Annotated in this window: 1 protein-coding gene; it reads left to right on the forward strand. The window is 36.9% G+C overall.

Features of this window, described 5'->3' with window-relative positions:
* The first annotated feature begins 332 nt into the window (after positions 1-332).
* Complete coding sequence (locus HN894_17875) at positions 333-13,544, forward strand: PKD domain-containing protein (protein ID MBT7145195.1); 13,212 nt, start codon at positions 333-335, stop codon at positions 13,542-13,544.
* Positions 13,545-13,778 lie beyond the last annotated feature (234 nt).

Genomic DNA, 13,778 nt, shown 5'->3' on the forward strand with positions numbered 1-13,778 from the left:
ATAGAATCAGTTATTTATGATAAATGTGGTTCATCTGAGTAAAACTAAAAAAATAGCAAGAAAAATAAATTTTAGCCTAAATCATATTTCTCTAAACTTCAGCTACATAAAGAGTTCTTTTTTTTCTTGCGGAATTGCTGTGTTTTATATGCAGGTTTTTTTATTACCAAATAATAATTAATACTTGCACAATACCATCAATTATGCACCATATTCTAAAAGCCGAAAACTTATAATAAATAGTTTAGTAATTATGCATGAATTTTTGTGTGTATTTAAGTAATTGAAAGAGTGTAATATATAAAATAAATATTTAACTAAAATGTTGTAACATGAAAACTATTAGAGAAAATTGTAAAAACCCCTTTATAGATAGGGAAAAGTTTAAGAAAGCATATCTGAATTTATTCAGTATCCATATAAAGATGCTTTCGATTTTGGTAATTTTTGCGGTTTCATTTTTGGCGAGCAGTAGTGCTTTTTCACAAGCTACTATTAATGTCCCTGCAGACCAACCAACTATTCAGGATGCTATTGATGCTGCTGTAAATGGCGATGAGGTTGTTGTAGCTGACGGACTATGGCAAGGACCCGGAAATATTGATTTGCATTGGCAAAACAAAGATTTGTATATTCATTCTCAGAACGGATATGCAAATTGTATCATTGATGGAGAAAATACTTCACGTGCATTTATTTTCGATTTCGATGGCTTATCAAATAGCTGGATAACTCAAGGAACTATTATTGAAGGCTTCACAATGACTAACTGTAGTTCGGGAGGAGTCAGCACATATGGAGGTGCAATCCTTATGGATCATGGTTACCCAACAAGTAACACGCTTTCGCCGATTATTCAGAATAATTTATTTGAAAACAATACAGCACATGCAGGTGGTGCAATAAGATATTACTATGGTTTAGTTGCCCCTGCTGCAATGTGTGTTATTCAAAATAATATTTTTAGAAATAATGAAGCAACCATTGGTGGTGGAGCAATTGAAATTCAATATTCAGAGCTTGAAATTTTAAATAATTATTTCGAGGGAAACATTGCCGGAACTAACGGAAGTAATGGTAATGGAGGAGCAATTAAAATATATAATGGTTCGATAAATGATGCCCGAACACTCATTCAAGGAAATACATTTGCAAATAATCAGGCAAATGGAACAGTCGTTTACGGCGATGGTGGAGCAATGCGTTTAAAAGGCATTTCTTACGGAATTGTAAAAGACAATGTTTTCTCTGATAATTATGCATATTACGATGGTGGAGCTGTAGCAATAGAATTGGGAGAACTCCACTTTATCAACAATCTTTTCTACGGAAATACTTGCGATAATTATGCAACAGCTTTAGGTATTTTCAACTACGGTGATATCCATATTTTTAATTGTACTATGGCTGACAATCCGGGAAATTATCCTTTATCTATCAGAGGATTTAATGGAACTCCAAATTTATGGGTAACAAATTCAATTATTTACGGATTGTCACAACCCAACTCTACAATCCAATTAACTAATGAAGGTACGGTTGATATGAAATTTTCTGATATTGAGGATGGTGCCGGAAATGTCTGGTACTTATTAGGATGTTTCGATCAGGATCCATTATTTAATGATCCTGCACATTTCGATTATCATATTTCAGCTCTAAGCCCATGTATTCAAACAGGAATAAACGTTGGATCTCCAGCAGACGATTTGGATGGCAATGCTCGTCCGACACCTGCACTTTCTATGCCCGATGTTGGAGCATATGAATTTGGTCCCGAAGTACATCCATTTTTGAATATTGTAGAACACGATGTAAATTGTAATGGTGCAAATACGGGTTGGATAGATTTAACTGTGAATGGTGGAACCGCACCTTTTGTTTTTGCTTGGTCGGATGGTCAGGCAATTGAAGATGCTGTGAATCTTGTAGTTGGAATTTATGAAGTAACTGTAACCGACGCACTTGGTCGTGAGGTATTTGGTATTGCTAATGTTGGTGAAGAACCATTGATGACTTTGGCTTTTGTAGGTATAAATCCTTTGATTGGAAATACTGGCTCAATTGACCTTACTGTAAATAATGGAACCCCACCATTTGCTTACTTATGGAGCAATGGAGATGTGGTTGAAGATTTAAATAATTTAGGAGCTGGAATATATGAAGTAACTGTTACCGATGCTAATGGCTGCCAGATGACAGATCAAATAGAATTAATATCACAAATTGTCGCGAATTTCTTGCCAATAATTGGATTAGAAATTGACCATAATGGTGTTGTTGCATGGAATGCAAACCCCGCATGTCCTGAAGGAGTTTCAGGAGGTCATCCATTACCTAGTCCTCCAGCTTCCATTGCTTATGCATATTACTATCTTGCTTCACGCGATTGGGATAATATTGATCCACTTTCAAGCGAAGGTTTCACAGGAACAGGTTTTGTTCAAGGTTTTCAAAATCTATCGAATGCACTAACAGCGAATGGCTTGACTACGGGCGATTTAAAATTCTCTTGGGGATACCAATCTCTTGGAGCTGATGTTCAAGGTTCTGACTGGACTTTAGTTGGCGACCTCGAAACACGTCTTTATACTGGTGGAAGTTATCAAATCCGTCTAGGTAATGAAGTGATTATGTCAGGTGTAATGCCAGACTTTACAATGTTTATCGAATACAATGCTTATCAAGGCGGAACGGATTCTATTTATGGTAATACTGAATTCTTTATACCAACTGATATTACTGACAATTCATACTCTCAAGCAGCTCAGGACATTGCATCAGCATTTATACAAGATGTCGGAGCTAATGGATTGAGATTTGTTTTCGAATCATCGCAACCTGCTTTGCAAGTAGAATTGAATGCAAACGGCAGATACGGAGGTTTCTTTGAAATTCAATCGGGCTATCTGGAAACCGGAGCAAATCCACTACCATGTAATTTATCTGTTTCAGCAATAATTACTGAAGAATTAAATAATCAACAGGATGGAGCAATTGATTTAACTGTATCAGGCGGATCATATCCTTATACTTACTTGTGGTCGAATAGTGAATCAACTGAAGATGTTTTCGGACTTATTGCTAACATTTATTTTGTTACCATCATCGATGCAGCAGGATGTGCTTTAGATACTAGTTTTACTGTGCCTGCTAATTATGCTTGTAACCTAAGTATTCAAGCTATGGCTGACGAAACAATTTCCCTTGGTGATTCTGTACAGTTAAATCCGATTATTAGTGGGGGAACAGCACCATTAACATATCATTGGTCGCCTTCATATGCACTTAGCGATGAATTTTCAGCAAATCCATGGGCTTCACCAACTAATAATACTGGGTATTCAATACAGGTTACCGATGCATTAAATTGCATAGCGACTGCAAGTCTGGATGTTTTTGTAAATTCAACACAATATTGTATCCCACCATATTATCAACCATGTAATAGTGTTGCTATTTTGGATGTAACTATTAACGATTTGGTTCATACAAATTCAGGATGCTCTCCTGCAAATTATGGCGATTTTACAAATATGACTGCTAACCTTACCCCTGGGGCAACACATACATTTGAAATAAGTGCAGGTGCTCCTGTTATGCGAGCAAGTATGTGGATTGATTTTAACGACAACTATGTTTTTGAATCAAACGAATTAGTTATAAATAGTTTTCATATTTCTGGATCAAATGTAACTGCTTCTACAACTTTCACATTATCGCCATATACTCCTGTCGGATTTCATACTATTCGGATAAGAACGCGTTATGCCGAAGATCCTACTGATCCGTGTATAATATATAGTTATGGCGAAACTCACGATTATATGGGATTTGTTAATTCTATTCAGACAAATGCGCATATTCCAATTTTAGGTTTAAATTCTGAACACATGGGAACGGCGGCTTGGAATGCCAATCCTGTTTGTGCCGAAGGAAGTGCTGGCGGGCATACTTTACCACAGCCACCTGCTTCTATTGCAGTAGCTTATTACTATTTAGCATCAAGAGATTATTCAGATATCGATCCACTTGCAACTTGTGGTTTCCGCGGAAACTCTGTTATTCAAGGATTCCCATTGCTAACAGCAGCTTTGAACAATTATGGACTTTCATCTTCAGATTTAAGATTCCATTATGCAGTTTCAGATTTAGGTGCTGACATTCAAGGTTCTGATTGGGATTTGGTTGGTAATATCGAAACACGTGAATACACTGGTGGAGCCTGGTACATGACCGTTGCTGGCGAAACAATTTGCGGTAGCGATTTACCGGATTTTCATCAAACGATAAAATATTACGCATATCTCGGTTCTATGGATTCAATTTCAGGAAATACCGATTTCTGTATTCCTACGGATAGTTCAGCAAATTATTCTTTGCAAGCACAAGCTATTGCTGCCGGATTTTTACAAGACATTGGAAATGATGGAATTCGTTTTGTATTCGAATCGATGCAACCTGCACTACAGCAAGATTTTAGTCATAGTGGAAGAGCCGGAGGTATTTTCGAAATTCAATCGGGAAGGATAGAATTAGGAGGACAATCACCAGTTCAATGTAATCTTTCTGCAAGTGCTGTTATTACAGAGGAAATTAGCGGTCAAGCCGATGGTGCAATTGATATTTCGATTGCAAACGGTACTGCACCTTTTTCATATATTTGGTCTAATGGAGAAACCACAGAGGATATTTCAGGCTTAATTGCAAACATATATTACGTTACAATAACCGATAGCCTTGGATGTGCTCTCGATACAAGTTTTACTGTTCCTGTAAATTATTGCAACCTTAACGTTCAGGCAATGTCTGACGAAACAATTCTACTTGGCGATTCTGTACAGCTAAATCCAATAGTTGTTGGTGGTACTGCACCATTTACATATTACTGGTCGCCATCAATGGCAATTAGTGATGAATTTGCTTTGAATCCTTGGGTTTCGCCGGTTGCAACTACAACATATACAATTTATGTTACTGATGCCAACAATTGCCAGGCAAGCCAATCGGTGAATGTAAATGTTCCTACTATACAATACTGCACACCAACTTATACCTATGGATGTAGTTATGATTATATCGATGATATCATAATTGCTGATTTGGTTCACACAAATACAGGTTGTTCTGCCGGAGCTTATGGCGATTATACAAATATGATTGCTAATCTGACTCAAGGAGCAACTCACACATTTGAAATTAGCACTACTTACGCAAACGAAAGTGTAAGTATGTGGATAGACTGGGACGACAATGGTATTTTTGAAGTTAGTGAAAAGATAATTGATAATTTCAATTGCCCGTCTGCAAATGTATTGCATTCAACAACTTTTACACTTTCCCCAGTAGTACCCGCTGCATATCATAGAATTAGAGTACGCTTGGCTTACAATACTAATCCTGCTGACCCTTGTGCAAATTATCTTTATGGTGAAACTCATGATTATACGGCATTTGTAAATCCTTATGTAGGTTCATGCAATCTTTCAGCTTCAGCAATAATTACCGAAGAATTTAATAATCAACAAGATGGAGCTATCGACCTAAGTGTAAATGGCGGAACAGCACCATTTACTTTCCTTTGGTCAAATTTTGAAATTACTGAAGATATTTCAGGGCTTTATGCAAATTTATATTCCGTAACAATTACAGATGCTGCCGGTTGTGTTTTCGATACAAGCTTTACTGTACCTGCAAATTATTGCAATCTTAGCGTTCAAGCAATGGCTGACGAAACAATTTCTATTGGTGATTCTGTACAGCTAAATCCAATAGTTGTTGGAGGAACTGCACCATTTACATATTACTGGTCGCCATCAATGGCAATTAGTGATCCTTTTGCTTTGAATCCTTGGGTTTCGCCGGTTGCAACTACTACATATACAATTTATGTAACTGATGCAAACAATTGCCAGGCAAGCCAATCGGTGAATGTTAATGTAAATGTTAACAATCCCCAATACTGTACACCTTCATATACACAAGGTTGTAGCTTAGGCGATTATATCGATGATATTACAATTGCTGATTTAGTTCATACAAATACAGGCTGCTCGCCAAATGCTTATGGCGATTATACAAACATGATTGCTAACCTTACACAAGGAGCTACTCACAATTTCGAAATTACATGTGGCTACTCAAACCAATGGGTAAGTATGTGGATCGATTGGAACGACAACTATATTTTCGAAGCAAACGAACAGATTTTCGATTCATTAGTTTGCTCACAATCGAATACTACTTATACAACTTCTTTCACATTATCTCCTGTAGTTCCTGCTGCATACCATACAATCAGAGTAAGAACCAGATATAACAGTAATCCGGCTGATCCTTGTGCAACTTATAACTATGGCGAAACCCACGACTATATGGGCTTTGTTAATCCACTTGTTCAAAACGAATTTATTCCAATTTTAGGTTTAGGTTCTGAAAATATGGGAACTGCTGCCTGGAACGCAAATCCTGTTTGTGCAGAAGGAAATGCTGTTGGACATATTTTGCCACAGCCACCTGCTTCAATAGCTGTTGCTTATTATTATTTGGCATCAAGAGATTATTCAGATATTGACCCATTAGCAACTTGCGGTTTCCGTGGAAACGGGATGATTCAAGGATTCCCTGCATTAACAAATGCATTGGCTTCTTTTAACCTTTCAGCTGATGATTTGAAATTTCATTATGATTTTGCCGATCTTGGTGCTGATGTTCAGGGTTCGGATTGGGAATTGAATGGTGATGTAGAAACTCGCGAATACACAGGTGGTACCTGGTATATGACCGTAAATGGCGAAGTAATTTGCGGAAGCGATATGCCGGATTATCATCAGACTATTCAATATTTTGCTTATCTCGGACAAACTGATTCTATTTCAGGAAATACCGATTATTGCCTTCCTATTGATAGTTCAGCAAATTATTCACTACAAGCTCAGGCAATTGCAGCTGCATTCTTGCAAGATATAGATTCTTATGGAATTCGTTTCGTATTCGAATCTATGCAACCAGCTTCACAAGTTGAGTTTGTTGCTTCCGGACGAAAAGGAGGATTTTTCGAAATTCAAGGCGGAATGATAGAAAAAGGTAGTTCTCCTATTGTATCTCCACCATTGGATTTAGGACCTGACACTTTGATTTGTCTTGGAATGGGAGCTATACTTGATGCCGGTTCGAGCTATGCTTCATATTTGTGGAGCACAGGCGAAACAACACAAACAATTGTTGTATTCCCAACTGTTGATACTGACTATTTTGTTACGGCAATTGGATATTACGGCGTGCCTCATACAGATACTATCACTGTTGAAATTAGCGAATTGCATACCAGTAATTTTGTTCAAGATGCTTCTGCATTTGGAATGTCTGATGGCTGGATAGATTACGGGGTAACTGTAGGAACTGCACCTATAACTTATATTTGGAGTACTGGTGAAACTACCGAAGACCTTTATGGATTGGTAGCCGGAGTTTATACTGTTACAACTACTGATGCAATTGGTTGTTTTGTTGTTGAGACATTTGTAGTTGCCGAACCACCTGCAACTTGTGGATATTCTCTAGGATCTTATTCAATGAGTTTCGAGCTTTCCGAAGATTTCAGTGATTGGACAATAATTGATGCAAATAATGATTATAATATTTGGAAAGAACAATATAATCCATCATTTTCACGTACAGGATTAGCTTCTTTCACCTACGATTATCAGGCTTGGTTTGCCAACGACTGGTTATTTACTCGTTGTTTCGATATGGATGCTACACAAACTTATGCTGTATCGTTCTGGTATCGTACAGAAACTGCTGCTGATAGCTTACATATGCAATTCCGTATGGGAACAAATGTTGATACAACAGCCTGGATTATGCCAATTCTTCAAACCATAATGACACCAACTACAACTTGGGTTGAAATTGTTGATACTATTCAGGTTTCTGCTAGCGGTGTTTATTATTTTGCATGGCAAACAATTTTCTTAAAAGACGGTGTTGTATTTATGGACGATTTTAATGTTGAATGTATTGATTGTACGGAATGTACCATGACATTAGATTATAATAAAGTTGACGCTACAAGTCTGTTTAGTTTCGATGGAGAGATAGATTTGACAGTATATAGCGGTACTACTCCTTATACATACATTTGGGATGATGGTGCAGCAAGCGAAGACAGAACAGGACTCGCTGCCGGAATTTATCAGGTAACTGTAATGGATGCTGATAGCTGTTTGGCGGATACTTCAATTTTGATACTTGCATTACCACCTGCTGATACTTGCGATGTTTTCTTAACAGCTATGCACACCAACGAATCAGTAATGGGTGCAAACGACGGAACGATTGATCTAACTGTTCATCTCGGAACACCTCCATTTAGTTTTATGTGGAACGATGGTTCAATAGACGAAGATCGTATCGGACTTAGTGCGGGATTATATTCAGTTACCGTAACTGATGCTGATACCTGTTCCTTCGATATGATTATTCCTATTTTAACTACAATTCCTACGGATACTTGTGATATATACTTATCTTTCACGAAAGTAGATGAATCAAGTGCTATGGCTTATGACGGATCAATTGATTTAACAGTTAATCTTGGAACTCCACCATACACTTATACTTGGAACACAGGTTCGCTTGTTGAAGACCAAGCCGGATTAACAGCAGGATATTATTTCGTAACAGTAACCGATTTCGAAGGTTGCTCTGCCGATACTGTAATTTTCATATTTACAGATACTCCAATTGATACTTGCGAAATGTATCTCACTTTCACGAAAGTTGATGAATCAATTTTTGGAGCTTTCGACGGTTCTATAGATTTGACCGTAAATATGGGTACACCTCCTTACATTTATTCATGGAATACAGGTTCTATAGTTGAAGACCAATCAGGATTGACTGCCGGATTATATACAATTACTGTTACCGACGGCGAAGGCTGTATGGCTGATACAAGCATAATAATCCTAAGCACTCCTCCGGTTGATACTTGCGACATGTATCTTTCATTCACTCAAGTTAATCCACCATATGGAGCTTCGGATGGTTCAATAGATTTAACAGTAAATCTCGGAACACCTCCATTTACATACATTTGGAATACAGGTTCAACTGTTGAAGATCAGTCTGGACTATATGCAGGATTATATATAGTTACAGTAACAGATGCAGATAGTTGTATAGATATACGGTATATTACTATTCTTGTTATACTCCCAGTTGATACTTGCGATATTTATTTAACTGCAACACATGCAAATGAATCGGTGATGGGAGCAAACGACGGAGCAATCGATATCACAACTAATCTCGGAACTCCTCCTTATTCTTATGTTTGGAATACTGGTTCTGTTGTTGCTGATCAGATTGGTCTTGGTGCAGGTATATATTCAGTTACCGTAACGGATGCCGAAGGATGCTCTGCTGATACAATTATTGCAGTTCTCACAACAATTCCTCCTGATACCTGTGATATGTATCTGACATTCACAAAAGTTAATGAATCAACTCTTGGAGCTTATGATGGTTCTATTGATTTAACTGTAAATCTAGGAACGCCTCCTTATACATATTCATGGAATACAGGTTCTATAGTTGAAGATCAAGCAGGTTTAACAGCCGGGTATTTTGGTGTTACAGTTACTGACGACGAAGGTTGTAGTGCTGATACAATGATTTTGATATTTACAACTCCACCTCTTGATACTTGTGATATCTTCTTAAGTTTCACCAAAATAGACGAAACTATACTTGGTGATTATGATGGAGAAATTGATTTAACTGTTAATCTTGGAGCACCTCCATATAGTTATGTTTGGAACACCGGATCAATTGTTGAAGATCAAGCCGGACTTACTGCTGGTTTGTATTTAGTAACTGTTACCGATGCTGACGGATGCTCGGCTGACACAGCAATTTTGATACAAGCAGGAACTTATGTCGATACATGTTTCCATTATCCTGTAGCATACACTATGAGTTTTGAAAACTCTGAACCATTGCATTACGATTATACTGTTTTCGATGCAAATAATGACATGAATACCTGGACAAGAACTAATATTGATGCTCATACCGGTTCATACTCATATAAGTATGATTATCAATCAAATTTTGCAAACGACTGGTTATTCACGCATTGTTTCAATTTAGAATCGTCTAAAGCATATGAAATAAGCTTCTGGTATCGTACTGATGTTTCTGCCGGATTGATGGATCTTAAACTAAGGTCAGGATTAGAAACTGATTCGGTTTATAATGATATTCATGATATGATACTTGCCGGTTCTACAAGCTGGGTACAAGTTGTTGATACAATAACTGTTCCTATTGATAGTGTTTACTACATTAGCTGGCAAACCATCCACTGGGGCGATCATGTAATTTATCTTGATGATATTAATATTGATGAACTTACGGTTATGCCTTGCATGTTGTCAGTATTCCCTACTATTGGAAATGAATCTGTAGCCGGAGCATATGACGGTTATGTAAGCCTCATGGCTACAAACGGAACTCCACCATTTAGCTACATTTGGGATACTGGTGAAACTACATATAATATTTCTAACTTAACAGCTGGTAATTACAGTTTCACAGTTACCGATGCTGCCGGTTGTGTTGTTAGTGATTTTGTTCAGATTGATATTGATTCTTCGGCTTGCGATATGTATGTAGATTTCTATACATATGCAATGGATTGTTACGAATACAATTTCTCTGGAAATGCTTCAAACGGGTACAACTACAACATGTATCTCGAATGGGATATGGGTGATGGAACTCAGTATGTTGATACTAACTTTATGCACCATACTTATGCAGCCCCAGGTACTTATTTGGTTTGTTTGACAGCAATCGATCCAATTGATCCAACATGTACAGCTACTTATTGCGATACTATAGTAATTGATCCTATTTATAATGAATTTACATACACAGTTAATGATACAACTGTTGTATTTGCAGGAAATATGATGGGTGGCTCAGGTCAATATGATGTTTCCTGGGATTTCGGAGACGGATTCTATGATTATGGAACACCTAACCCAGTTCATAATTATATAAACTACGGGCAATATTTTGTTTGCATGACAGTAACCGATATGAACAATAACAATTGCTCATATACTTTCTGCAATACTATTTTGTTAGAGGATACGTGCAACATATGGATGTATCTTGGACCCGATATGTTCCTATGTGAAGGCGACACTATAACTCTTGATCCCATGGCACAGTATGATTCTTATACGTGGAGTACAGGTGAACAAACGCAATCTATTGAAGTAAGTCCATCAGTTACAACTACTTATTTCTTGACAGTTACTGATGGAAATTTATGTGAGGCTATTGATGATATTATTGTAACTGTAAATCCTCTACCAATGGTTAATCTTGGAGAAGATACCACAATTACAACTGCTGATATTGTTACGCTTGGAGCTCAAGTACCAGGATATACATATTACAATTACTTCGAGGCTTGGCCATCGGCTGTGGTTGGAAATCAAATAGTAGTTGATGCTTCAACATTACAAGCTGGAGATTATACACTAATAACAGTAGCTTACGATATGTATAATTGTTCAAATTCCGATACAATGATATTGACTGTAATTCCTGTAGCTGCTCAATGCAATACTGATTTCCAATTTACCGTAGGAAATTGTCCAAGTGTTTCGTTTGTTGATATTTCAACTTCATCATCTGGAAGTATTAATAGTTGGCTATGGGATTTTGGTGATGGTAATACATCTACTATGCAAAATCCAACATATACATATACAGCCGATGGGACTTATACCGTGTGTCTTACCACAACAACAACTGACAATTGCATTGACTCATCCTGTACTGCTGTTCAGGTTGATTGTGTTCCACAGGTACAGTGTAATTCAAATTTCCAATATACTTATGCAAATTGTCCAGATATAATGTTCTTCGATGCTTCAACATCAAGTCCTGGAAATATTGTAAGTTGGAATTGGAACTTCAGTGATGGTGGAACTGCAAATGTTCAAAATCCAAATCATACTTTTACTGCTGACGGAGTTTATTTAGTTTGTTTAACAGTTACAACCGATGACAGTTGCTATAGTTCGTGGTGTGACACTGTTTATGTTGATTGTGTTCCACAGGTACAGTGTAATTCAAATTTCCAATATACTTATGCAAATTGTCCAGACATAATGTTCTTCGATGTTTCCACATCAAGCCCCGGAACCATAACAAACTGGAATTGGGACTTTGGCGATGGTAATAGTTCAACTGTTCAAAATGCAAATAATGTATATTCTGCAAATGGAACATATATTGTTTGTTTGACAATCACAACAGATTACAGTTGCACAAGCATATATTGTGATACAGTAACTATAGATTGTGTAAGCTCATCACAAATTATTAATTTGCCTCAAGGATGGAGCATGTTCTCAACCTATATGATTCCGACTGATCCTGCAATAAATGTTGTTTTTTCACAAATAGTAGCCGATGTTGTTATTGTGAAAGACGATGTAGGAAGCATCTATTATCCACAGTGGGGAATCAATGCAATTGGCAGTATGACTATTGGAAATGCATACCAGATTAAAACAAATATTCCACTTGTATTAGAAGTATTTGGAACACCTGTTGTACCTGAGCTTTCGCCAATTGCCATAGCTGAAGGTTGGAGTATGTTCGGATATCTGCTTCAGGCACCTGCCGATGTTGTATTAATGCTGAATGCAATTGTTGCAGATGTAGTAATTGTAAAAGATGATGTAGGAAGTATTTATTATCCTCAATGGGGAATTAATGCCATAGGTAATTTGGTGCCCGGAGAAGGATACCAAATCAAAACAAATGTAGCTACTACATTGTTATATCCTGCAAATACTGTAAATATGCAGAAATCGATAAATTCTCATGCGAAACCTGAATTTTATAACAATGTTAAAAATACAGGGAATAATATGACATTGATAATACCACAAGACGCTTGGCAGATTTCTCCTGAAATGGGGGACGAAATAGGAGTATTAACACGAAGTAACAAAATAGTTGGTGCATCTGTTTTTGAGGGAGAAATTCTGTCAATCGCAATTTGGGGAGACGATGAATATTCGAGAGAAACTGATGGAATGTATAAATCTGAAACCTTCATACTAAGATTGAACAAATCAGGAGAAGAATTCGATATGGAAATTTCAAGTTGGTTAGAAGGCAATGAGTTTTACGAAACCAATAAAATTTCTATCGTTGATAAAATCTCAATTATTGATAATCAAATTGCAGATTTCCAACTCTATCAGAATATTCCAAATCCGTTTATCGAAACTACAAGGATTAAGTTTTTTGTTCCGACAGACACAAAAGTTGAATTGGCTGTTTACAACCTGCTTGGCGAAAAATGTGAAGTTCTACTAAACTCAGAAGTCAAGGAAGGTGAGCATGAATTAACTTTCGATGCAAGGAACTATGCCGCCGGAACATATTTAATTAAACTTATTGCTAATGAAAAGACAATTGCTAAACTGATTAATAAAAGGTAGATTAGTTTAGTTGGGTTCATGTTTCAGTTTTAATTTTTGCCCTGCATTCTTCATGTTTGCAGGGCTTTTTTTTGTCTGAAATTGAAACTTCAACCACCTGATGCTACAATTTTGAGCACTTTTAGAATTTAAAACTAGTCATATAATTTATAGTTGAAAATGGGATTAATAAAAATTCCAATCTTAAAATAGATAGTAGAATTATGTGATTATTACAGGAGGATTATGTTTTGC

The sequence above is a fragment of the Bacteroidota bacterium genome, from assembly GCA_018692315.1.
GTDB lineage: Bacteria > Bacteroidota > Bacteroidia > Bacteroidales > JABHKC01 > JABHKC01.